Below are 23,485 nucleotides of genomic sequence, written 5' to 3' on the forward strand. Positions count from 1 at the left end.
CGTCACGCCGCCGCGGCGAGATCCGGCGCGCGGAGCGCCTCGATCTTCTGCGGCAACGTCTGCGCATATGCCTTGAGCGCCGCATCCTTCACCGGCCCAAATCCACGAACGCTGTCGACATGGTTGAGCACCGCAATCGCCTTGTCGAGCCGCTCCGCGCTCATCTCGGCGAGTACGGTGTCGACGAGTTGCTCATACGCGCCGATCAGAGCGCGTTCGGCGCGCCGCTCGGCGAAATATCCGAATGGATCGAAGGCGCTTCCCCGCAGGAACTTGGCCCAGGCCATTACGTGCAGAACCGGCTTGAAGCTGCTCATCTTGAAGGCGCGCTTGCGGGGCCTGCCGTTATCCAACGCGCCGTTGAGGATCGGAGGTGCGAGATTGTAGCTGAAGCTTGCACCTTCGCCGAAGGTATCGCGCAGTTCCTTCATCACCCTGGCGTCGGTCAGCAGCCGTGCGACCTCGTATTCGTCCTTGTATGACAGCACCTTGGCATAGTTGGCAGCGACGGTCCGGGTGAGCGCATCGCCGCCCGAGATCGCCAGTTCGGCGGTCCGCACCCGTTCCACAAGGGCCTGATAGCGGTTCGCAAGCGCTTCGTTCTGATACGCCGTCAGGTGACGCATGCGACGGTTGATCAGGGCCGCGACGCTATCATCGCTTGCGGCGGGCGCTGCGACCGATGGAAGCATCGCCTCGACCCGTGCCGAGTCGGTCACGAACAGACGCCCCAGCGTGAAGGCACGGATGTTGAAGTCGACCGCGGTTCCGTTCAGCCGGATCGCCCGTTCGATCGACTCGACCGATACCGGCAGCAGCCCGTTTTGCGCCGCGATGCCGACCATGAAAAGGTTCGCGCCGACGCTGTCGCCCATGATCGCCGTCGCCATATAGGTAGCGTCGGCGAAGACCGCGTCCAGCGTCGCATGCTCGAGCCGCGCGACGAGAGGCCCGGCGAGCGGAACGGCGGCGGCATTGAACTGGAAGGCGACCGTCGGGGAAATCGCGCTGTTCACGACGGCATGGCTACGGTCGTCCGCAAGTGTCGCCACCGCATCCGCTTCCATCGCCGCGACGAGGTCGAACGCCAGCAGCACATCGGTCTCGCCGCGCGAGAGCCGCTGGGCATGGAGATCGCTTGGATTCGCCCCGATCCGGACGTGGCTGAAGACGGCGCCGTTCTTCTGCGCAAGCCCCGTCATGTCGAACAGAGACGCGGCGTTACCATCAAGATGCGCCGCCATTCCGATGATCGCGCCGACCGTGATGACGCCCGTGCCACCGATTCCCGCGATCAACAGGTTGCAACTGCCCTCGGCCAGCGACACGGTCGCGGGGCGCACGATATCGGGCAGCGCCGCCGCGCCGGAGACGCCGGGGCGCTTGCGCATGTCGGGATTGTGAACCGTGATGAAGCTGGGGCAAAACCCCTTGAGGCAGCTCATGTCCTTATTGCAGCTCGATTGATCAATGCGCCGTTTGACGCCGAAATCGGTCGGCAGCGGCTGCAGGCTCATGCACGTCGACTGGACCGAGCAGTCGCCGCACCCTTCGCATATGGAAGGGGTGATGTGCAGTCGGGTCGGCGGATCGGGATAGAGACCGCGCTTGCGGCGACGACGCTTCTCGGCGGCGCACGTCTGTTCGTAGATCAGCACCGTGCATCCCGGCAGTTCGCGCAGTTCGCGCTGCACCGCGTCGAGCTCGTCACGGTGGCCGATCCTTACGTCCGCAGGGAAAGCGGAGTTGCCACGATGCGTATCGGGATTCTCGCTGAGCACGATGATCTTGCCGACGCCTTCGTGGCGCACCTGTTGCGCGATCTCCGCGACCGACAGCGGACCGTCGACCGGCTGGCCGCCGGTCATCGCCACGGCATCGTTGTACAGGATCTTGTAGGTGATGTTCGTGCCCGATGCGACGGCAGCGCGGATCGCCATCAGGCCAGAGTGATAATAGGTGCCGTCGCCCATGTTCTGGAAGATGTGGCGGGTGGTGGTGAAAGGCGCCAACCCCGTCCAGTTCATGCCCTCCGCGCCCATATGGGTCGGTGGCAGCGCCTCGGCTGGCCGCGCCAGTCCGACCATGGCGTGGCATCCGATTCCCGTCATGCTCAAGCTGCCTGGGGGCACCTTGGTGGAGCGGTTGTGCGGGCAGCCGGAGCAGAAAAACGGTGCGCGGCGCAAGAGCGGGTTGGCCATGGCCGCGCCCGGAGATGCCCATTGCAGCAGCCGCGCCGCCCCCACCTCGACCGCGTCATCGTGGATGCCCAGGCGATGCAGGCGCTCGGCGAGTGCGAGCGCGATCGTGAACGGGTCGAGTTGCAGCGTCGAGGATAGCAAGGGTGCGCCGTCCTCATCCTGCTTGCCGATGAAGAAGGGGCGGCGGACGTCATTGACGAAGGCGCGCGCGGCCTGCGGCTCCAGAAACGCGGCCTTTTCCTCGATGAAGAACAGGACCTCATGGCCCTCGGCAAAGCTGCGCAAGCCCGCGCTTTCCAGCGGCCAGATGCAGCCAACCTTGTAGAGCGAAACGCCGAGCGCCGCCGCCCGCTCGTCCGACAGATCGAGCAGGCGCAGCGCACGGCGGGTGTCGCCATAGCTCTTGCCCGCGGTGACGAGCGCGAGTCTGCCCTCCGGCGCCCTGATCTCGGTGCGGTCGATCCCGTTCGCCCGCACGAAACTCATGACGAGCGGGAGCCGGAATTCATCGACGATCTGCTCCTCACGCACCGGCGGCAGATATGCGCGCCGCACGTGAAGTCCTTCGGGTGGCCCCGCTTGGTGTGGCGGAAGCGACACGTCGAAGCCGGACAGGTCGATATCGATCGTTTCGGTCTGCTCGGCGACTTCGTTGACCAGTTTCACGCCGACCCAGGATCCGCTGTACCGCGACAGGGCGTTGGCCAGCAGGCCGAAGCGCAGCACCTCGCCGACGTCGGCGGGGTATAGCGACGGGATTCGCGCGGACGCCATCGCCTGCTCGCTGTGATGCGCCACCGTGGAGGATTTGCCGCCATGGTCGTCCCCGTAGAAGATCGTCACGCCCCCTTTCGGATGCGATCCCGCGTAATTGCCGTGCTTCAGCGCGTCGATCGAACGGTCGACCCCCGGGCCCTTGCCGTACCAGGCGGCGAATACGCCATCGACGCGCGGGCCGGGAACGAAATCGATCTGCTGGGTGCCGCGGACAGCCGTCGCGGCCAGATCCTCGTTGACGCCCGGCTGGAAAGTAACGTCCGCCGCATCAAGCTGCTTCGCCACGGACCATAAGACCGTGTCCACGCCGCCCAGCGGCGACCCGCGATAGCCGCTGATGTATCCGGCCGTGTTCAGGCCCGCCATGCCGTCCAGCGCACGTTGCGCCAGCAAGACGCGCGCGATCGCCTGAGTGCCGCTGATCATAATCCGGCCGTTCGACAATTCCCATTTGTCCGACAGCCTGATCGCATTTCTCTCCGCTTCGCGCGGTGCCGACGTGGCCGTGGTCATCATCGTGCCTCTCAACATCCTCTTGGCCCAATGTCTGCCAATCGGAGTGCGGAGTCTGTCACCTTAGTGACAATCTCCCCGCAATAAGGCAGCCAGGGCGTCGCGATCGCTGGTGGAGATCGCACCGTAACTGACGGAAACAAGGCCGAGACCCTCGAGCCGCTTGATTACCCGGTTGACGTGCTGGCGCGAGCCGCCGACCATCAACGCAAGATCGGCCTGCGACAGGCGCAGGGTGATCGCGCTGCCAGCCGCGTCGGCGGGGGGCAGCATCTGCAGCAGGCGGGAGACGACCCGCGTCTGCAAATTGTCGAGGTTGCGGTTGACATAGTGAAACGCCGCCGAGCGCATTTGAAATGCGAGCAACCGCATCACGGCGTAGCTGAAGCTGGGGTGATGTTCGCGCAATTGGTCGAACGCCGCCTTGTCCAGCACTTGCAGTCGCGTGTCGCTGCTTGCCTGTGCCGTCTGCGGCCGCTCGCCACCGTCGACAAGGCTGCTGTCGCCAAAGCAACCGCTCTCCTCCAGGTGAAGCAGGACGAAATGCCGCCCATCCTCGCGCGACAGCGACAGCTTGACCGAGCCGTGCGCGATCCGGAACATCTCGTCTCCGTGGTCGCCCTCGATATAGATGATTTGACCCGCGCGATAATCCCTGTGGCGGACCGCCCGTAAGAAGGCGGCCTGTGTCTCGGGATCCAGCCATTTCAGGAGATCGAAGTCGGCCGAGCGCGTATCTGGCATTGGAACCGATTCACTCCCGTATGCCGACGACGTTGATTGTACCCCGCAGGATGTGTGGATCCGATATGAGGGTATCCGGGCCGGAATGCAAAGCGCGGGCGGTCTCCACCAGCGGACGATCGCGGGGCTCGTTGTCGGCGGCGAGGTGCTTGCTTCGCGGCCCCTTCCGGCTCCCGCAGATATAAATCGCACTGGCATCCGGTCGGCGAGGACGGGTGCAGCCGGAAGGTTGTGCGCCGATCATATCGACAAAGGAAGTCGATCTTGACGAGTTATTGTTGAGATGAGTTAAGAGGCTACGATCGAGCGCCGACGCTCGGTTCAAGAAAGCGGGAAGCAGATTGCGCGTGCATCGCACGTTCACACGGAAGCGACCGCCGGGGAGGAGTCACATTGAAACTGTGTCCGCAATCACCGCCCGGCGTTGCGATACGCTCCGGCGTCGTCGCGCGACCGTTTGCGCGTCATCTCGCCCGCAAGGATCGGCCGCGGGCGCGTGACCGGCTGTCACGTGCCCACCGCTTCGGATCGACCGAGGGGTAGCACGCAAGATTGAGTTTGTCCGGGCGATCGCCTCGCCTGCACGTAGATGTGGGATAGAAATATGCGCTTCATTAGCTACACGGGTCCTGCCGGAAATGGCGTAGGACTTTTTACGACGGCCGGATACCGCGGCCTGCCGGTTTCGGAACTCGGTTTCGCGTTGCGCGACGTGATCGGCAAGGGCCCGGATGCCGTCGTCGAGTTTGGCGCAAGGTTGAGCGAAGCTCCGCTGCTCGCGCCCGGTTCGTTTCGATTGCTGCCGCCCATTCCGGACCCGGACAAGATCCTTTGCATCGGTCTGAACTACCGGAAGCATGCCGCCGAATCGAATACACCCGTTCCGGAATATCCGGTCGTGTTTTCGCGTTACCACTCAAGCTTGGTCGGGGCGGACGCTCCGCTGATCCGGCCGAATGTTTCGGATCTGCTCGATTACGAAGTCGAATTGGCAGCCGTCATCGGGAAATCCGGCCGCAACATCCCGGTCGAGCAAGCGCTCCAGCATGTGGCAGGCTATTCTGTGTTCAACGACGCTTCGGTGCGGGATTATCAGGTTCGCACCCAGCAGTGGTTCATGGGCAAGAATTTCGACGGCACCGGCGCCTTCGGTCCCGAACTCGTGACGGCTGATGAACTCCCGCCCGGCGCCAAGGGCCTGCACCTGGAGGCGCGGGTCAATGGCCGGGTGCTTCAGAGCGACAATACCGAGGACATGATCTTCGATGTCGCGACGCTGGTCCACGTCATTTCGGAAGCCATGACCCTCTCGCCGGGCGATGTCATCGTCACCGGTACGCCCAGCGGCGTGGGAGCAAGGCAAAATCCGCCGATCTGGCTCAAGCCGGGCGACATCTGTGAAGTGGAAATCGTCGGTATCGGCCTTCTGTCGAACCCCGTCGAACAGGAAAGGTCCGAAGCGTGAAGACGATTGTTGCATTGCCGGGCGAGGGTATTGGCATCGAAGTGGTGGAAGCGACGTGCGACCTCATGGTTGCCGCGGGCATGCCGGTGGAGATCCTCACGCCGGCTCAATATGACAGGCCGGGTTCTGCCCTCCCAGAGGCGACGCGGCAAGCGTGCCGCGAGGCCGACGGCGTGCTGTTCGGCGCGGCCGGGCCGGACACCGCGCAGGTAATCGGATGGCTGCGCTGGGGAATGGACGCTTGGGCCGGGGTCAGGCCGGCGAAGTTCATGTCGGGCATGCAATCGCCGCTTGCCGATCCCGACGGCATCGATTGCATCATCCTGCGCGAAAACTCCGAGGGTATGTATCCGGGGCGTGAAGGCGATCTTGCCGATATCAAGCGCGTATTGCCGGATCTGACCGACATGTTCGGCCGGACGCTGGGTGAGTGCGGCGATGGCAAGTTCGCGGTCAAGGTCGTCACGCGAGCAGCGGCGGAACGGATTGGTCGGTTCGCTTGCGAACTGGCGCTTGCCCGCAAGGCGAGGGGATATCCCGGCAAGGTGACGTGCGTCGCCAAGTCCAATGTGTTGCCGATATCCGATGGCCTGTTCGAAAGCACGATCAGGGAGATCGTCGCCGGACATCCGGAACTCTCCTACGATTATTATCACGTCGATGATGCGGCGCGCCGGGCGGTCCGCTACCCCAAAACCATGGACGTCGTCGTCTGCATGAACCAATATGGCGACATAATGTCGGATATTATCGGCGAGGTCGCGGGCGGTCTCGGCGTCTCGGCATCCGGCAATTATGGCGACGATGGCTGGGCCTATTTCGAATCCTGCCACGGCTCGGGACCGGATATCGCCGGCCAGGGCATTGCCAACCCGACAGCGACCATTCTCTCCGCGTCCATGATGCTGGAACACATGGGGCTCTCGTCCGAGGCAGCACGGCTGGAGGCGGCGGTCGAGCAGGTCTTCCGCGAGGGGAAAACGCTCTGCCGCGATCAGGGCGGGACCGCCACGACCAAGCAAATGGCCGATGCAGTTCTCGCTGCGTACCAGAATCAGTGATGTTACCGGCGGCGGTGATCCGCTCGCCGGTGTTGCGACGGAGCGGTGACAATGGACCTGTTTGAAGCGATCCGGGAGGTGGTCGGCGAGGCGGGCCTGATCGTCGGCGACGATGTCCGGGCGCGCCCCGCTGATTGGCAAGGGCGCGCGCAGTGCGGCGCCATGGCGGTGGTCCGCCCGCGCACCACGTCCGAACTCTCCGCCATCATGAAATTGTGTCATCAGGCGCGCCAGCCGGTCGTCCCGGCGGGTGGCCTCACCGGCCTCGTCCACGGCGTGGACGCACAGGAAAACGAGGTGCAGATCTCGTTTGAACGCATGCGCGCCATTGAATCGATCGACGTCATCGGGATGACTATGGTGGTTGAAGCAGGTGTGCCGCTTCAATCGGTTCACGAGGCTGCCGCCAAACATGGCCTGGCGTTCGGCGTCGATCTCGGCGCGCGCGGCTCGTGCTCGATTGGCGGCAACATTTCGACCAATGCGGGCGGCAATACGGTCATCCGTTACGGCATGATGCGGGAAAACGTGCTGGGCCTGGAGGTCGTGCTTGCTGACGGGACGATCATTTCGTCGATGAACGCCCTGCTCAAGAACAACGCCGGCTACGACCTCAAGCATCTGTTCATCGGCTCCGAGGGCACGTTGGGAATCGTCACGCGGGCGGTGTTGCGCCTGCGGCCGATCCCGGCCAGCGAAACCACCGCGATCCTGGCGATCAACGGCTTCGACAACTTGGCCGATGTGTTCGGCCTGGCGAGCAGAAGGCTGGGCGGATTGCTGAGCTCTTTCGAAGTCATGTGGCGCGAGGGGTACGAACTCGTCGCGATCGAAAGCGGGCGTCATCAGGCGCCGCTGGCGGGTGGATACGATTTCTACGTTCTCCTCGAAGCAACCGGCACCGATCCCGATCACGATGCGGCGCTGGTTGAAGCCGTGCTGGGCGAATGCCTCGAGCAAGGCCTCGCGGAGGACGCGGTCATCGCTTCGTCCAAGACGCAGCGCAATGCCATGTGGGAAATCCGCGAGGATTCCCAGACCGTTCGGCAAATTCTCTTTCCAGCCAGTGTTTTTGATGTGAGCCTGCCGCTCGCCACGATGAACGACTTCATCGAGGCACTACGAGCATCGTTGCACGCTGAATGGGGCGACCAGGTCCGCTTCATCGTCTACGGGCATATCGGTGACGGCAATTTGCACATCATCGTCTCGCCCCGGCCCTGGAGTCCGGAAGCGCGTCGCCGCGTCGAAGAGATTGTCTACAAACCGCTGGCCGCGATCAACGGGTCGGTTTCCGCCGAGCACGGTATCGGACTGGAAAAGCGCGAGTGGCTTTCGATCTCGCGCACGGCCCAGGAGATTGCGCTGATGAAGCAGTTGAAGGCGGCGCTCGACCCCTTCGGGCTGTTGAACCCGGGAAAGGTGCTGGGCGAGGAAGCGGGATAGTGGCGTGCGTTTCGAGATGGTCGTCCGGAGCGGTGTAGGTCGCGGAATAATTCGTCGCAGGGCTACTGCGGCCTGAACGCACGGCGATCAAGTCCGCGCCTGATCACGGCCATGGCCTTTGCTCGGCCGGAGCGGATTGCGGCCGGGTGTCTTCAGGAAGTGCTCGGTTCCGGGGCCGTCTGAAAGCGACGAAAGATTTCAAATGGACGCGGTGCGGCACAGGCACTCGTCGCCCGCGCTATGATGGCTCAGGCGCATTGTTCCGCTCTCACCCGACCCGGCGAAGAACAGTACACATCGACTATAACAGTCGATGTATGTCGATTTTGTCAAAGATTCGACTTTTAATCATGTCAAAGTCGGCTTATCATGACGACTGGCTCTTGAAACATAATCAAGACAGGGGAGGCTATATGTTCAATAAAGTTGCTAAAGGGGTCTTTCTCACTTCGGCGGCGATCGCCGCGCTGGGAGTGTCCTCGGCCGCATCCGCGCAGGCCAGCGCAGCCGCGCCGGCGGCCGCGCCCGTCGAGGATCAAGCGAGCGACATCATCGTCACCGCGCAGCGCCGCGACCAGGGCAAGCAGGACGTGCCGATCACGGTCAGCGTGCTCGGCGAGGGGCTCATTCAGGACGCCCACCTCGTATCGGTCGGTGATGTCGTCCAGCGCACGCCCGGCATTGGTTTCAACGGTTTCCCGGCTTCCGAACCCCGCATCGCGATCCGCGGCGTCGGCTCGTCCTCACGCGGTGCCAGCGGCGACCCCAGTTCGGCCGTGTTTGTCGACGAAATCTACAACGGGCGCCCGTCGGGCATTGCCTTCGATCCGTTCGACATCGCACGAATCGAGGTGCTCAAAGGTCCGCAAGGCACGCTTTTCGGCCGTAACGTGACGGGCGGCGCGATCAACATCGTCACCAACCGGCCGAATCTCAGGGCTCTCGACGTCTCGGCGGAGGGGACCTATGGCAATTACAACCAGACGGACTTGGCAGGCTATGTCAACGTGCCCTTGCAAGAGGGCATCGCGGCGCTCCGCCTCGGTGGTGCCCTCCATCGGCACGATGGCTATACCGACCGGATCGACGCGGCCGGCGACAAGATTGGCGAACTCGACAACCAGAATACATGGTCCGCTCGCGGGCAGTTGCTGGTCGAGCCGGCAGCCAACGTACGCTTCCACTTGACCGCCGAGACGGTGACCGATCGTAACAAGGGCCCGGGCAACCGTATCCCGCAATACATGCAGCCATCGGGCGGCTTCGTCGATCGGTTCTTCGTCGATCCGTTCCAGTACAAGACGTACGCCACCATCGATGGCAAGCAGAACCGCGACGTCTGGGATGTCCGCTTCAAGAGCGAGCTGGACTTGTCCTTCGCGACGTTGAGCTATCTCGGATCGTTCAAGCACATCAGGTATGTGAGCAATTACGATTTCGACGGCTCGCTCGACAAGAATACCGCGGTCGGCCAGACCCGCGACGTGGATGGCGGGGACGATGAGAAATCGGATCTGTTCAGCCATGAATTTCAGATGAAGTCGTTGCCCGGCAGCAAGATCACTTGGGTCGCAGGCATCTACAATTACAATGCCCACACATTCCGGATCGACTCGAACCGCAGCCTGCGCAATCCTGCTATTCGCACAGAGTCGATTACGCAGGATGCCACGACTAACAGCTGGGCTGGCTATGTCGACGCTACCGTACCGATTACAGATACTGTCAATGTGTTCGGCGGTCTGCGCTATACCAATGACGACAAGACAGCGCACAGCATCGGAACATTCAACGTATCACAGGTTTTCTTCGTGTCGACCCCATACGACGTGACGGCGAGCAAAAGCTGGGGTGCATTGAGCTGGCGTGCCGGTGCCGATATTCACCTGTCGCGGAACCTCATGTTGTACGGATCGGTTGCTCGCGGTTTCAAAAGCGGTGGCTTCCAGGACACGCCGGCCGATGCGGCCGACGCAGCACTCGCCGTAAATCCGGAAACCGTGACCAGTTACGAAGTTGGGCAGCGCGGCAAGTTCTTCCGTGGCCGGGTAACATGGAACAACTCGTTCTTTTATTCGAAATACGACAACCTTCAGAACCGCGTCCAGGATCCGAACGGGACGGCGCTCATCTTCAATGCATTCGCGACAATTTACGGATATGAAACCGAGCTTAATATCGACGTTGGCGCCGGGCTGCGCCTGGATGCAACCTATGCCTACACGCATGCGCGCTATGACGATTTTCCGGTGTTCATCGGCGCGGTAAGCGCGAACTACAAGGGCAACCGCCTCGATTATACGCCGGACCACAAGGCGACCGTTTCACCTTCTTACACCTATGATTTCGCAGGCGGCAGTTCACTCCAGGTCGCGGCTGATTACTCGTTCACGTCCCGCATTTACGACAACGAGAGCAACAATATCTATAATACTCGCCCACCAACCAACTTCATTGATGCGCGTGTGGTGTTCAAGGCGCCTGGCAATCATTGGACGGTCTCGCTGTGGGGCAAGAACCTGACGAAGGAATTCACCAAAACCTACGATGGCAACATTTCGGGTGTCGTCATTGCGGCATATGCGCCCCCGCGTACCTACGGCGCGACGGTGCGCTGGAAATACTGAGCCGCCACACCGCCTCGCTTGCCTCACCGCAAGCGGGGCGGGCTTGCTCTCAGCGTGTCTGCGGAAGCGGGCCGCGGTAATCGGCAACCGGCTGCGCGACATCCTCCGCCATATAGCCCTCGATCGAATGTGCGACCCACCCGGCGCATCGCCCTAGCGGATAAAGATATTCGCGGCTGGGAAGCCCGATCACCCGTGCGATCAGATCGTTGACCATCCCGTGCCCGGCATGCCTTCCAAGCTCGTTTTTCGCATAGGCGAATGCTGCCGCGGCCTTTACGAAAAGGGGATGGTCGCCGCGAATGCGCTGGAGATCTTCCATCAGCCGCTGCGCCCGCGGATCGCCATCCACATAGGGCCAAGGTATCCGGAAGCCCGGCAGATCCTCGCCTTCCTGCATGCGCCGGGCGATCACCTGTTCGGGGTTCGGGCTCTCGTCCAATTCCGTCAGTAAACGCGCAATCGCCGCGCGGTGCCCGAGAACATTGCGGCGTCCCGGCGCGATCGCGAATCCCGCGAGCACCGATCGGTACGGGGTGACGCCCGTGCTCGCCACCGCGCGAACCGCGTACGTGCCAGCGCCAAAGCCGTGATCGGCCGAAATCACCAGCACGCGCCTGATAAGATCGGCAACCTCGTGACTGCCGCCTGCCAGGGCAGCGGTCTGGATGTGCAGCGGCTCACTGTGTGGAATATCCCGCCCGGCGAAGATCGCGGCGTACCACCGCAGCAAATCGGCCCCTGTGCGGCACATGCCTTCGTGGCTCAGGTCGAATGCGCGCGGGTTGGCGCGCTCGATGAAGGGCAGGATGCCGATGGCCTTATCGGCGATGCTTGCGCCCTCGAAGACGTCGTAGAGCTTCTGCAGTTCGACAGGCGCCATGGCGACGGAATCTCCGAACACGGAATCCCGGTCGATATTCCACAGCAACGCTGCGACGTCCTCCAGACTGTGTGTCTCCGAAAGGGCGATCGCGCTTTGGCCGCGATAATAAGGGCCGTCGGGCGTAAGGAGGGTCAGTTGCGAATTTTGCTGCTCGCCGGATTGCGGCGCCTCCTGGGCCTTGCCCTTGCGGGACTTGATCCGGTCGATGTCGGCTTTCCAATATTGCCGCTTCTTGGTGCCAGGAACTTTCTGCGAACGGATTCCGCGCCGACTGATGTAGGTGTACAGCGTCGCGAGGGATATTCCGAGTTCCGCCGCCGCCTGCTCGGCATCGATATAGAGGTCCACGCATTCACCTTACACGACGACATTTCGCGTCGACGTAAGGCCAATATCAGGCGCGGACAAGCCCCCCGGACCGGTGCCTTGCCCCAGCGGGGCGGTATCGGCCGGATTATCTCGGCTTGCGGAATTTAAACACGAATTGGTCGGTATGGTCCATGATGGCCGGGTCGATGATGATCCGCAAATGGTCGTCCGCAGGGTTGGCAAGCACATCGCTTTCGCCCGCGAACAAGAAGCCTGCGGCTACCACGTCCGCCTTGACGACCGCAGGGTCGATGCGGCCCAATTTCGTCTGGTCCGCGAGCGCCATTTGCGGCGATGCCGCATGATCGACGATGACGAGGAGGCCGCCCGGTTTCATATTGTCGTAGATCGCCTTCGAAATCGCGCGTGCGGTTTCTCTGCCCTGCCGATAGAAATCGCGGTAGTTCCTCGATGTCCAGAACAGGTCGACTTTCGCGGGCAGGCTCATCATCGTGAAACTGGACTCGATCGCCGTCACGTTGTGGAAAGCGGGGCCTGCGGCGATAGCCTTGGCGGGAATGGGATTGGTCGATGCCGGTGCATCTGCCGACGGTCGTGCCAGAACTGCAAATACCTTGCCTCGCGGGCCGACAACCTGGGAAAAGAGGCGCGTCCAGTAACCGCCGCCCGGAAGCATGTCGGCGACCGTCTGTCCCGGCGCGATGCCGGCGAACGCCATCAGCTCGGACGCTTTTTGCTTTCCGTCGCGAGCGGTGTCGCTAGCCGGACGGGACGGATTTGCGAGCGCCGCAAGCCGGGCCGTTCCAACCGTCGCGGTCGTGCAACCGGTGAGCAGCGCGAGGGCTGCTGCCATCATGCCTGGTTTGACGCCCATGATCCTCTCCTTCCAAAACGATCCCGCTGCCGCCGATCCCGATAACGACCAAAAAAGGGGAGGCAAATTTGGCGCTCGAGCAGGTGGATTGCGTTCGCTTGAAGGCTATACGTCGCCCTCGACAGTTAATCCATAACTACAAACGTCGATAGTTTATGTCGACATTGACACTAAGCTTTCGCGAACGATAAACACGTCCATATTCGGCGTCCGATCATCGCAGACCGCGTGCACGACACCCCTACGCTACGATTCCACAAGGATTGGACGCACGGACGGTGCGCTGGTTGGATGAGGTTCTGAAAGGTGTAATTTGTGACACGCTGGTTTTCATCGTCTCTCGCTATCGGCATCTTGTTCGCGGCAACCGGTTCGCCGGTCCAGGCACGTTCGGAGGCCGCGGCACCCGCCGAAAGTGCCCCGACCGATGCGTGCGGCCCCGTCGACGGTCTGAAATTCGTCTGCGGGCTGAAGAAGCCGGAGGATCTGGTTCGCGTGCCCGACACCAAATGGCTCATCGCCAGCGGGGTTGCCCCCGGTGCGCGGCTTAGCCTCGTCGATACGACCGAGAAGGTGACCAAGCCTCTTTTTACGGGCGGTCCCGCGCAGATCCGGCCGGATACCGCGCTCTATCCGCATTGCCCGGGTCCGCCCGATGCGGCGGGATTTGCGCCGCACGGTCTCGCGCTCCGCCCCGGCACGGCGCCCGGCCTGTATCGGCTGTATGTCGTGAGCCATCTGGCGCTCGAAGGCATCCAGGTGTTCGCGCTCGACGCGCGCGGCGCCGAGCCAAGCGTGACATGGACCGGCTGCGTGCCCTTCCCCAAGGGCATGGTCGGCAACGCCGTCACCGCACTTCACGATGGAACGATCCTCGCCACGATCCGCGGCGACATTGCGTTCAAGGGCCCGAAAGCCTCGTCCAGCGGGATCACAGTCGGCGCGGTGGCCAGCTGGACGCCGGGCGACGCCGGGTTCCGCCAGATCCCCGGCACGCAGATGTTCGGCCCCAACGGCATTGAAGCATCGCTCGACGAGAAGGAGTTCTACGTCGTTTCGGTCGATAGCGGCAGCGTGCTCATCTATTCGCGCGCCCATCCGGGTAAACCCGTACGCCAATCCGCCGCGCCTCTCACCAGCCTGGACAACATCCACTGGGAAGACGGACACCTTATCGCCGCCGGGAAAATGGCCGACGAGCCGGCCTGCGGCGGCACCCGTCAGCAAGTCGTCAACAGCGGACAGGGGATCCACGATTGCATTCGTGGCTACGCCGCCGTCGAGCTGAACCCGGTTTCCATGCAGTGGCGGGTGATCGCCTATGCCGAGCCAAACCCCGCCTTTGACGGCGTGGCGACGGCCGTTCCGGTGGGCAACACGCTTTGGCTCAGCTCGTTCCTCAACGATCGGGTTGGATACCGCCCGCTGCCGGGAACGAAATGATTTCGATCCGTCGGTCGTGACCGGAGACGAGCGCAAGCTCGCCCCCGTCGCAACAGTCTCCTGGCGCAACACAAGGTAATGAAATGGTCACTCCGAAAGCGCCTGAGCGACGGGCAGCCGCTTCCCACCCGGTATCGGACACGCGCACGAGATCAAATGGGGTGAGCAGCAAGGTCGCGATCGCCCTGTGCGGCTTGCTGATGGCGTCCTTCGCGGTCAGGGCGGCGGTGGGGGCTCAGCCGGCCCAGGCGGTGCGGGCAGACGGCCAGGCGCTGTTTAAGGCGCGCTGCGCGCAGTGTCACGAACCGGCGATCGAGCGGGCACCGGGTCTCGAACAGATCAACAAGATGACGCCGCAGCAGATTTTCGGCGTGTTGCATGGGGTCATGGCGCCGATGGCGGCCGGTCTTTCCGAAGCGGAAAAGCAGGCCATCGCCAATTACCTCGGCGCGCGACCTTCGGCTTCCGCTCCGCCGCCGATTTCCGCCGAGCCGACGAAGGCACCGCCGGCCCCTTCCGCGACGGCCACGTCCGTCATGTCCTCGACCGGCGTGAATATCCCGAATCTGCCGACTGCCCCCACTTCAGAATGGCGCGCCTACAAGGGCAATTATGCGAGCCAGAATTACGCTGCGCTCGACCAGATCAACAAGGATACGGTCAAGGGTTTGCACGTCGCGTGGCGGCAATCCCTATCGCCGCAGCAGGTTCGGCAGGCGCTCGGTTCCTCGGCGGAGCCGTCCGGCAACAATCAGACCACGCCGCTGATGATCGGCGGCATGGTCTATTACAGTTCGGGCGTAGGGGGCGTGGTGGCGCTTGATGCGGTGACCGGCAAGGTCGTCTGGCACGTCGATTCACCGGTCGCCACCGCCGTGCCCAAGCCGAGGGCGACCGTGTCGAGCGCTGACGCGCCGCCGCGCGGAGACGGTGCCGCGCCGATCGAGGGAAGCGCCACGCGAGCGATCGCCTATTGGACCGACGGCAAGGGCGACGATCGTATTATCGCGCAGATCGGCAACCGGTATCTGACCGCTCTGAATGCCAGGACCGGCAAGCGCTATCCCGATTTCGGGGTCAACGGTCAGGTCGATCTTCGGCAAGGCCTGGAAAAAGGCGGGGAGGCGTTTGCGTGGCTCACCGGCCCGACCGTGATCGTTCGCGGCGTGGTGATCATAGGTACCGCCATAGAAGACATCAACGACGACCGCCGCGTCACGGTGATCGACAATCCGCGCGGCGACGTTCGCGGTATCGACGTGCGCACGGGCAAGCAGCTCTGGGTGTGGCGCTCCATCCCGCAGGCCGGGGAATTTGGCAACGACACCTGGGAAGAGGGCTCGTGGAAATACACGGGCGGCACCAACGTCTGGGCGCCCATGAGCGGCGATGAGGAGCTCGGGCTGGTCTATCTGCCGGAATCTTCGCCCAGCAACGATTGGTACGGCGGCAAGCGCAGGGGCGCCAATCTTTTCTCCGACAGCATCGTGGCGCTCGATGCCCGCACGGGCAAGCGAGCCTGGCATTTCCAGACGGTTCATCATGACATCTGGGATTACGACCTGCCCTCCGCGCCCGTGCTTGCCGACATCGTTGTGGACGGGCGGCCGATCAAGGCGCTCGCGCAGACCTCGAAGCAGGCTTATCTCTATGTGCTGGATCGGACGACCGGAAAGCCTGTCTGGCCGATCATCGAACATCCGGCCCCGGCGGGGGATGCGCCAGGGGAATGGTATTCGCCAACCCAGCCCATGCCACTCGATTCGCATGGAATGCCCTTCGCCTACGATCAACAGGGCGTCTCCGCCTCCGACCTGATGGATTTCACGCCCGAACTGCACGAGGAGGCGGTGAAGATCCTCGATCAATATGCCTATGGACCAGTCTACTTTCCGGTCGTCGTCGACGGAAAAGGCAAGGGAGTCGGCAAGAAGGGGTCGCTTCACATGCCGACCAGCTCGGGCGGCACGAATTGGCCCGGTGCCGCGCTCGATCCGGAAACGAACATTTTGTACGTGCCCTCGATCACGGCGACGCGTTCCGCCAAGCTCGGTCCGCCCCCGGCGGGTTCGGATACGTTCCTGGTACGAAAGGATGCGGCCCGGCCGGACGGGCCGCAGGGCCTGCCGCTCTTCAAACCGCCATACGGCCGACTGGTCGCGATCGATCTGAACAAGGGCGAGCTCAAATGGACGGTCGCCAACGGCGATGGCCCGCGTAATCACCCGGCGTTGAAGGGATTGAACTTGCCCCCGCTGGGCGAGCCGGGGCGCGTCGGGCCGCTCGTAACCAAGAGCCTGGTGTTCATGGGAGAGGGCATGACGCAGAGCCCCCCCGGCGCCGGCGGCAAGAAGTTCCGCGCATTCGACAAGGCGACCGGCAGGGTCGTCTGGGAAACGACTTTGGACGGCGAGACCACGGGCGTGCCGATGACCTATGCCTGGAAGGGCAAGCAGTACATCGTTGTTCCGATCGGCGGCCCCGGCCATCCCGGCGAATTTGTTGCCCTGACGATCAACTGACAGGCCACTGAAACGGGCGAGATTGTGTCCAGGGTGCCGGACGCAGCCTGCCCCGCGCGTCGCGGGCTTGTTGCTGGTCGGACGTGCGGGCGGAAGATTTTAGGAAACGGACATTGTCCGGCGTTCTGAACATGAGAGAAAACGGGGGAGGCATTCGATGACATCAGCCAACGTGCTGGCGATTTCCGGCTTTACGATGATTGTCGTCTTCATGGCGCTCATCATGATGAAGCGTGTGTCTGCGCTTGTTGGACTCATCCTCGTCCCACTGCTGGCCGCGATTCTTCTTGGCAAGGGCCTGGGCGCTGGTGGCATGATGCTCGACGGCATCAAGGAAGTCGCGCCGACGGCAGTGTTGCTGGTGTTCGCCATCTTCTATTTCGGCATCATGATTGATGCCGGGCTTTTTCAGCCGCTGGTTACGCGGATCGTCCGGTGGGTCGGGAATGATCCGCTTCGCGCAACGCTGGGGCTGACGGCGCTCGTCGCCATCATTTCCCTGGATGGAGACGGTACGACCACGCTGCTCGTCACGGTGGTGGCGCTCTTGCCCGTGTTCCGTCGGCTCGGGATCAATTCGCTGATCTTTCTGACTCTTGGCGGGCTTTGCGGTTCGATCCTGAACATGACCCCGTGGGGCGGCCCGGCGGCGCGGGTCGCGGCCGTATTGAAGGTCAGCCCGAACGCGTTGTTCGTACCGCTTCTGCCGGCGATGGCCGCCGGACTGGCGGCCACTTTCGCCCTCGCCTGGTACTTCGGGGTCCGCGAGCGCCGTAGGCTGGCGGGGCGCGATGTCGAAACGTCGGAAACCGTCACGGTGCCGGACGACAACAGCCTGGTGGCAGCCTTCGAAAGCGATCCGGCCGCGCTCCGCCCGCGCCTGATCTGGGTCAATGTCGCGATGACGGTCGTGCTGATGCTTGCCGTGATCCTGCACCTTGCGCCGCTTCCGGCCCTGTTCATGACCGGCACCGCGCTGGCCCTGATGATCAACTACCCGAAATTGTCGGATCAGCGCGCTCGGCTGGTGAACCACGCCGGTAATGTGCTGAATACCGCGATCCTGGTGCTTGCCGCCGGCGCTTTCACCGGTGTGCTCACCGGCACGGGCATGCTCGACGCCATGGCCGGGTCGATCGTGTCCGGTCTGCCTCAGGCACTGGGGCCGCACCTGGGGTTCGTGACCGCCGTCCTCGCCTCGCCGCTGACTTTTTTCATGTCCAACGACGCATTTTACTTCGGCGTGTTGCCAGTAATCGCCAAGTCCGGGCAAACCTATGGCATATCGCCGGAGGCGATCGGGCGGGCCTCGCTGCTCGGGCTGCAAATCCACGGCCTCAGCCCGCTCGTCGCCGCTGTGTATCTCAAATGCGCGCTGGTCGATGTGGAATTGGGCGATCTCCAGCGGTTCGCGCTGAAATATTATCTGTTGATCACCGCCATCATCATTGCGGTGGCGCTGCTGACCGGCGCCGTACCGGCTTGAGTCCCGCCCGATCGACTTCACCCGGCGCCGCGATCCCCAAATCGATCGCGCGATCGACGGTGCGACCGCCGCGCGCTTCATGGCCGCTTTACGCGATCTGATAGAAAGTCCGCTGCAGATCGTCTGTTGGGCCAAAACTGGTCGTTATTCTGAGGCGGCATGGTAGAATGCCGGAAGTGATGCCCTGCGCGGAAGCAAATGACGTGCGCCGTTACCCTCTGTGCTTGAGGACCGCCAGCCTATGCTCGCGGCGGTCTGATCTCGACCGGGCAGCGCACCGGCTTCACGGTCTTTTCGGCGACAGTGCGGCATTGATCGATGGCCTCGCGATTGTCACGCGGCGCGTCCGCGGTCTGATTGAGCGTCGCCCATGCCTGCGGGCTGTCGGCTCGCATCAGGCGTGCTCCGGCCTCCCATCGCGTTGGTTCGCCAACGATACGCGCGGCCATCGCTTCGGGCATATGCCAGCTTTGCGGCAAGACGCGCAGGATCGCGCCGGTGACCCCTGCGATGCTGCGGTCACTGCGACGATCGAGCGCTTCGGGTGCATCGACGTGCTGGTGAACACCGCGGGCTATGGCTATCAGGCCACGGTGGAAGAGGGCGAAGATGCCGAAATCCGCGCCCAGTTCGACGCCAATGTATTCGGGCTCTTCGCGATGACCCGCGCCGTGCTGCCGATCCTGCGCAAGCAGCGTAGCGGACATATCATCAAGCTGTCCTCCGTTGCCGGCTTCAACTTCCGTCCCGGCTCCGGCTACTACGCCGCCTCCAAGCACGCCGTCGACGGGTGGAGCGACTCGTCGCACGCGGAAGTCACCCCCTTGGCATTGGCGTCACGTGCGTCGAGCCGGGGCCGTTTCGTACCGATTGGGCGGGCCGTTTCCTGAAGCAGACGCTTACCCAGATCTCCGAATATGCCGGGACTGCAGGGGTAAGGCTGGCCGGCACCCGCAAGGCGAGCGGGACGCAGATCGGTGACCCCGTTCGCGCCTCCGAGGCAATGATTGCCCTTACGGAGACTCCAAATCCTCCCCGCCACCTGGTGCTCGGCGCCTTGGGCTATGACGCGGTGGTCGGGCAACTCGAACAGCGACTGGAGGGAATTCGCGCGGCCCGCGACATCAGCCTCGCGGCCGACTTTCCTGGCGCTTAACCGCCGATCTCCTTTAGCAGGTTTGTAATTCTGCCGCGGCGGGCTCTGACCTCTTTCAGATGCTGGTCGATATCCGCGATCTTTCGACGCAACGCCTCGATCGTGGCGGCCCGGGACGGGAAGCTGGGCGCCGCATCGTCGAGGAAGGCCCGCACTTCCTTGAGCGAGAATCCCAGCTGTTGCGCATCGTTGATGAGCTTGAGCCGCTTCACGGCGGTTTCCGGATAGTCGCGATATCCGTTCTGTCCCCGGTCCGCGACCGGAACCACTTGATGCCGCTCGTAAAACCTGATGCGGGACGCAGAGATTCCGGTCCTTCTGGAAAGCTCACCGATACGCACAAAAACCCCTTGACCTTAAACAGAGGTTGAAGGTGTAGCACCGCCGATCAAGAGACGGTAGCCATTTGGAGGAGGGGTCATGACGATGGTTCAGACGGCTGCAGTGCCGGCGCCCAGAGACATGAGATTGGCGACTTTTGGCGGGCCCTGGCTGTGGCTGGCGATCGGCGTTGTTGCATCGCTGCTCGCGGTCGGCGGTCCCCGGGACGTGTCGCTGGCCGCGTGGATCGCGCCGATTTTCCTGCTCCGCTTTGTCCGGACCAGCCGCCTTTGGGTCGGTCTTCCGGTCGTCTGGCTGGTTTCGATAGCGGATGCGTGCTGCTGGTGGGCGCAGGTCGGTCCGCCCCAAAAGCATCTGGTGGAGGCGGTCGAGCTCATCGCCTTCGGTACGATCTACGCGCTGCCATATATCGTCGACCGCCTTATTGCGCCTCGGGTCGGCATTCTCGGCAAGGCCCTCACGCTGCCGGCTGCCTGGGCATGCGCAGAATATGTGTTTGCCACGCTTGGACCGCTCGGCGCGCTATACGGTGTTCGCGCGATCACGCAGACCGACAACCTCGCGCTGCTTCAGCTGTGCTCGGTTCTCGGCCCCTATAGCATCGGCTTCTTGATTTACGGAGTCGCGGCTGTGGGCAACCTCGTCTGGGACGAGCCGGCCAACCCTTCCGCGTTGCGGGCGGCGATCGCTGCCGTCGTGGTTCTGGGTCTGGTGCTGATCGGTGGGGCGTTACGGCTCGCTTTCGCGCCGTTGCCACAGGCTTATGTCCCGGCCGCGACCGTGAGCCCCAGCATGTATGCGCAGACGGCAGCGCGGGCCGTGATCGAGGGTCGGGCGCCAAGGCTGGGCGTAGCTGCATCGGATCTAAGGACGATCTTCGCTCCCACCGCGCTGTTTGCATCCAGGGAGGAGAAGACCCGCACGCCCGTTGACGTCGCCCACAAGGCTTACGCCATCGTGCAGGACGATCTTCTCGCGAGCACGCGCGCTGCCGCGCGCAGTGGCGCAAAAATCGTCCTTTGGTCCGAGACTGCCGCGCCGGTGCTCAACGATGCCGATAAGCCGGCCTTCGTCGCGAAGATTGGCGACGTCGCCCGGGAAGAGAAGATCTATATCGTCGCGGCCATCGGAGAGGCGTTCGCGCGCAATCAGACGATCATGGTCGGACCGGACGGTCGTCAGCAATGGTCTTACGACAAAAACCACCCCGTGCCCATCATGGAGCCGGTTCCGCCACGCGCCAACCCTTTGCCGAGCCTCGCTACGCCGTTCGGGCTACTGAGCAACATGATCTGCTTCGACGCGGATTTTCCCGCTTTGGCCCGGGTCCGCGCGGATCTGATGCTGGTGCCAGGGTTCGACTGGCCCGAACTCGGGCGAACGCACTCGCTGAAAATGGTGAGCGTGCGCACGATCGAGAACGGCTATTCGATGCTGCGCTCGTCGGCATGGGGGCAGTCGGTGGCGCTTGACCGTTTCGGCCGCATCCTGGCGACACAGGACACGACAGGACCGGAGGCGCATATCATGTACGCGGATCTACCCACAAAGGGGGCCCCAACATTGTACAACAGGACGGGCGATCTCTTGATCTGGATATCCCTCGCTGGCCTGCTCGCTGCGATCTACGCTGCGATCTTCGGGCGACGGCGTGCCGCCTAGATTTGGGGAGGCAGCCGAATTCGGGGCAGGGGAGCGCAGCCGACGTGCCTTGCGACGTTCACGCAACAATGGTCGCACTCCACCCGCCGCTGTCTGGATCGCCTCGTACGAACGTGGAATCGACCTGCCCAATGCTAACCGCTCCGGCCGACGAGGCTCAGGAGACGACCGCGGGTGCCGGCCTGAACGGCGGTGGCGGCAGGCCGCGTGGCGCGGCCTGCAGATGTCCCGCCTTCACTCCGCAACAATAGTGGCGATCATCTTGCGGCAGCGATCCGCGCCGTGACGGCGTGCGCGCTGGTTGTGTTGCTCTTGCGGAGTCGTCGACGAGCTGGCGGCCAGGTCCTCATCGCAATCTCGGCGACGTGCAGCAGTTCGGATTGCGTCGCGCCATGCTGCGCTTGCAGCGCCAGCCCGAGGATCGTTGTCGCGAAAAAGCGGGCCAGATCCTCGATCGGCGTGCCCGGCGCCAGCTCGCCTTCGTCAAGGGCCTGTCGGAGCCGGCGGCACAACATCAGCTCGATGCCGGCGCGTCGTTCGGCGACGAACCGCTTGGTCTGCGCCGAGATGTTCGCGCCGGTGAGGGGCGCCTGGGTCACGAAGCAGACGCCGTGCCCCTGTGGGTCAGTGAACATGGCCACGCTTTCGCGCAGGAGGGTCTCGAAACCCTGGCGCGCGCTGGGCGCCGCGAGATAGTGCAGGAATCGGTGGCTGCCGACCTCGGTGTACCGGGTCATTGCCTTGACGAAGAGCGCTTCCTTGTTCCCGAAGGTCGCGTACATGCTGACCCGGTTGATCCCCATCGCCTGTTCGAGGTCGGCGAGAGAGGTCGACTCATAGCCCTTCGCCGCGAAAACGCTCATCGCAGCATCAAGCGCGCACTCCTCGGAAAAGGCGCGGGGTCGTCCAGGTGGCTTATGTGACTGTTTTCTCGGCATGTTTCCCGGACCAGGTTTCTTACTGACCGGTAAATTATCGCTTGACGCCGAAAGCACAAGGGTGGCATTCCTTACCGAACAGTAAGAAACATGGCCGTGATGCTCCATCCGATCTTTCGCGACGGGCCTGGAGGCCGTTTTCCTATTGAATCGACAGGAAACCAGGTGGAGCGACGACAATGCACGGACTCAACGGTAAGGTCGCGATCGTCACCGGCGCATCGAAGGGCATCGGCGCCGCGATCGCCAGGCAGCTGGCCGCGGAGGGCGCGTCCGTCGTCGTCAACTATGCCTCGAGCCAAAGGGATGCGGACACAGTCGTCTCGACCATCCAGGAAGGCGGTGGTCGCGCCGTGGCCGTTAAAGGCGATGTTTCGAAGGCGGAAGATGCGCGGGCGATCATCGACGCGGCGATCCAGACCTTTGGTCGCCTCGACATCCTCGTCAACAATGCAGGCAGATACGAATTCGCGAGCCTCAAGGACATCACCGAGGAGCATTTTCATACGCTGATGAACATCAATGTGCTCGGGCTCCTGCTCGTCACACAGGCTGCTGCCATCCGCATGGGCGCAGGCGGGAGCATCATCAATATTGGCGCGAGCATCACGACGATGAAGCCCCCGACGTCTTCAGTGTACGCAGCCAGCAAGAGCGCCGTTGAAACGATTACGGGAGTCCTCTCCAAGGAGCTTGGCGCAAAAGGAATTCGGATTAACTGCGTCAATCCCGGCCCGACCGAGACCGAGGGGTCAGCGGGCATCCGGGGCGGTGGTTCGGGAAATGGTCTTGTAGCCCAGACACCGCTCGGTCGCATCGGCCAGCCGGAGGACATCGCCAGGATCGCTGCGTTCCTCGCGTCCGAGGAATCGGGCTGGATGACGGGCGCGGTCCTCATCGCCAGTGGCGGTCTTCAATAGCACCGTCCGCACGCACTGACCGTTCCGCCCGCGATGGGCGGGACGATATTCAACCAGCGCTTCGAACATCGTTCGCCGCCGCACAGCATCTG

17 protein-coding genes are annotated in these 23,485 nt (G+C 63.1%); 10 read left to right on the forward strand and 7 right to left on the reverse strand.

The window, feature by feature from the left end:
- Positions 1–2: 2 nt before the first annotated feature.
- Positions 3–3,491: an indolepyruvate ferredoxin oxidoreductase family protein gene (locus ABD050_RS25925; protein WP_343892447.1), complete on the reverse strand. Its 3,489-nt coding sequence runs from the start codon at positions 3,489–3,491 to the stop codon at positions 3–5.
- A gap of 63 nt (positions 3,492–3,554) precedes the next feature.
- Positions 3,555–4,433: a Crp/Fnr family transcriptional regulator gene (locus tag ABD050_RS25930; protein WP_343892448.1), complete on the reverse strand. Its 879-nt coding sequence runs from the start codon at positions 4,431–4,433 to the stop codon at positions 3,555–3,557.
- A gap of 406 nt (positions 4,434–4,839) precedes the next feature.
- Here ABD050_RS25930 and ABD050_RS25935 point away from each other — a divergent pair, with 406 nt between their 5' ends.
- The 4 genes from ABD050_RS25935 to ABD050_RS25950 all read left to right on the forward strand — a co-directional run bounded on the left by ABD050_RS25935 (position 4,840) and on the right by ABD050_RS25950 (position 10,834).
- A complete protein-coding gene (locus tag ABD050_RS25935) occupies positions 4,840–5,700 on the forward strand; it encodes a fumarylacetoacetate hydrolase family protein (protein ID WP_343892449.1) in 861 nt (286 codons plus the stop codon).
- Positions 5,697–6,761: an isocitrate/isopropylmalate dehydrogenase family protein gene (locus tag ABD050_RS25940; RefSeq protein WP_343892450.1), complete on the forward strand. Its 1,065-nt coding sequence runs from the start codon at positions 5,697–5,699 to the stop codon at positions 6,759–6,761. Before ABD050_RS25935 ends, ABD050_RS25940 begins: the two co-directional genes overlap by 4 nt.
- Positions 6,762–6,812: 51 nt before the next feature.
- Complete coding sequence (locus ABD050_RS25945; protein WP_343892451.1) at positions 6,813–8,207, forward strand: FAD-binding oxidoreductase; 1,395 nt, start codon at positions 6,813–6,815, stop codon at positions 8,205–8,207.
- Positions 8,208–8,620: 413 nt separating this feature from the next.
- The gene (locus ABD050_RS25950; RefSeq protein WP_343892452.1) at positions 8,621–10,834 is read left to right on the forward strand and encodes a TonB-dependent receptor; all 2,214 of its coding nucleotides are present in this window, start codon (positions 8,621–8,623) and stop codon (positions 10,832–10,834) included.
- A gap of 49 nt (positions 10,835–10,883) precedes the next feature.
- Here the strand turns inward: ABD050_RS25950 and ABD050_RS25955 are convergent, their stop codons facing one another.
- Complete coding sequence (locus ABD050_RS25955; RefSeq protein ID WP_343892453.1) at positions 10,884–12,068, reverse strand: citrate/2-methylcitrate synthase; 1,185 nt, start codon at positions 12,066–12,068, stop codon at positions 10,884–10,886.
- 106 nt (positions 12,069–12,174) lie between these two features.
- Complete coding sequence (locus tag ABD050_RS25960) at positions 12,175–12,924, reverse strand: class I SAM-dependent methyltransferase (RefSeq protein WP_343892454.1); 750 nt, start codon at positions 12,922–12,924, stop codon at positions 12,175–12,177.
- Positions 12,925–13,278: 354 nt separating this feature from the next.
- Between ABD050_RS25960 and ABD050_RS25965 the strand changes: the two genes are divergently transcribed.
- The 3 genes from ABD050_RS25965 to ABD050_RS25975 all read left to right on the forward strand — a co-directional run bounded on the left by ABD050_RS25965 (position 13,279) and on the right by ABD050_RS25975 (position 18,375).
- Positions 13,279–14,367 (forward strand): hypothetical protein, encoded by a 1,089-nt coding sequence (locus tag ABD050_RS25965; protein ID WP_343892455.1) that lies wholly within the window; start codon positions 13,279–13,281, stop codon positions 14,365–14,367.
- 161 nt (positions 14,368–14,528) lie between these two features.
- A complete protein-coding gene (locus ABD050_RS25970) occupies positions 14,529–16,889 on the forward strand; it encodes an outer membrane protein assembly factor BamB family protein (RefSeq protein WP_343892456.1) in 2,361 nt (786 codons plus the stop codon).
- 172 nt (positions 16,890–17,061) lie between these two features.
- A complete protein-coding gene (locus ABD050_RS25975) occupies positions 17,062–18,375 on the forward strand; it encodes a CitMHS family transporter (RefSeq protein ID WP_343892457.1) in 1,314 nt (437 codons plus the stop codon).
- A 239-nt stretch (positions 18,376–18,614) separates the two neighbouring features.
- Here ABD050_RS25975 and ABD050_RS25980 read toward each other — a convergent pair whose 3' ends face one another.
- Positions 18,615–18,836, reverse strand: a complete 222-nt coding sequence (locus ABD050_RS25980) for a DUF6118 family protein (protein ID WP_343892458.1) — start codon at positions 18,834–18,836, stop codon at positions 18,615–18,617.
- Here ABD050_RS25980 and ABD050_RS25985 point away from each other — a divergent pair, their 5' ends adjacent.
- Positions 18,837–19,265, forward strand: a complete 429-nt coding sequence (locus tag ABD050_RS25985) for an SDR family NAD(P)-dependent oxidoreductase (RefSeq protein ID WP_343892459.1) — start codon at positions 18,837–18,839, stop codon at positions 19,263–19,265. It begins immediately after the preceding gene.
- 262 nt (positions 19,266–19,527) lie between these two features.
- Here ABD050_RS25985 and ABD050_RS25990 read toward each other — a convergent pair whose 3' ends face one another.
- Positions 19,528–19,872 (reverse strand): MerR family transcriptional regulator, encoded by a 345-nt coding sequence (locus ABD050_RS25990; protein WP_343892460.1) that lies wholly within the window; start codon positions 19,870–19,872, stop codon positions 19,528–19,530.
- A 79-nt stretch (positions 19,873–19,951) separates the two neighbouring features.
- Here ABD050_RS25990 and ABD050_RS25995 point away from each other — a divergent pair, with 79 nt between their 5' ends.
- On the forward strand, positions 19,952–21,535 hold the full coding sequence (locus tag ABD050_RS25995; RefSeq protein ID WP_343892461.1) for a nitrilase-related carbon-nitrogen hydrolase: 1,584 nt from the start codon (positions 19,952–19,954) through the stop codon (positions 21,533–21,535).
- 257 nt (positions 21,536–21,792) lie between these two features.
- On the opposite strand, the gene ABD050_RS26000 is transcribed toward ABD050_RS25995, so the two are convergent.
- The gene (locus ABD050_RS26000; protein ID WP_343892462.1) at positions 21,793–22,398 is read right to left on the reverse strand and encodes a TetR/AcrR family transcriptional regulator; all 606 of its coding nucleotides are present in this window, start codon (positions 22,396–22,398) and stop codon (positions 21,793–21,795) included.
- A 254-nt stretch (positions 22,399–22,652) separates the two neighbouring features.
- On the opposite strand from ABD050_RS26000, the gene ABD050_RS26005 reads away from it, so the two are divergent.
- Positions 22,653–23,393 (forward strand): glucose 1-dehydrogenase, encoded by a 741-nt coding sequence (locus tag ABD050_RS26005; protein ID WP_343892463.1) that lies wholly within the window; start codon positions 22,653–22,655, stop codon positions 23,391–23,393.
- Positions 23,394–23,485 lie beyond the last annotated feature (92 nt).

It is taken from the genome of Sphingomonas oligophenolica (genome assembly GCF_039522915.1).
GTDB classification, from domain to species: Bacteria; Pseudomonadota; Alphaproteobacteria; order Sphingomonadales; family Sphingomonadaceae; genus Sphingomonas; species Sphingomonas oligophenolica.

What these genes read in the sequence shown, in the direction of transcription:
- ABD050_RS25980 (WP_343892458.1), bottom strand. Translation starts at nt 18,836, where the DNA reads ATGCCCGAAGCGATGGCCGCGCGTATCGTTGGCGAACCAACGCGATGG.
- ABD050_RS25925 (WP_343892447.1), bottom strand. Translation starts at nt 3,491, where the DNA reads ATGACCACGGCCACGTCGGCACCGCGCGAAGCGGAGAGAAATGCGATC.
- ABD050_RS25960 (WP_343892454.1), bottom strand. Translation starts at nt 12,924, where the DNA reads ATGGGCGTCAAACCAGGCATGATGGCAGCAGCCCTCGCGCTGCTCACC.
- ABD050_RS26005 (WP_343892463.1), top strand. Translation starts at nt 22,653, where the DNA reads ATGCACGGACTCAACGGTAAGGTCGCGATCGTCACCGGCGCATCGAAG.
- ABD050_RS25930 (WP_343892448.1), bottom strand. Translation starts at nt 4,433, where the DNA reads ATGCCAGTGCGATTTATATCTGCGGGAGCCGGAAGGGGCCGCGAAGCA.
- ABD050_RS25985 (WP_343892459.1), top strand. Translation starts at nt 18,837, where the DNA reads ATGCCAGCTTTGCGGCAAGACGCGCAGGATCGCGCCGGTGACCCCTGC.
- ABD050_RS25995 (WP_343892461.1), top strand. Translation starts at nt 19,952, where the DNA reads ATGACGATGGTTCAGACGGCTGCAGTGCCGGCGCCCAGAGACATGAGA.
- ABD050_RS26000 (WP_343892462.1), bottom strand. Translation starts at nt 22,398, where the DNA reads ATGAGCGTTTTCGCGGCGAAGGGCTATGAGTCGACCTCTCTCGCCGAC.
- ABD050_RS25935 (WP_343892449.1), top strand. Translation starts at nt 4,840, where the DNA reads ATGCGCTTCATTAGCTACACGGGTCCTGCCGGAAATGGCGTAGGACTT.
- ABD050_RS25945 (WP_343892451.1), top strand. Translation starts at nt 6,813, where the DNA reads ATGGACCTGTTTGAAGCGATCCGGGAGGTGGTCGGCGAGGCGGGCCTG.
- ABD050_RS25950 (WP_343892452.1), top strand. Translation starts at nt 8,621, where the DNA reads ATGTTCAATAAAGTTGCTAAAGGGGTCTTTCTCACTTCGGCGGCGATC.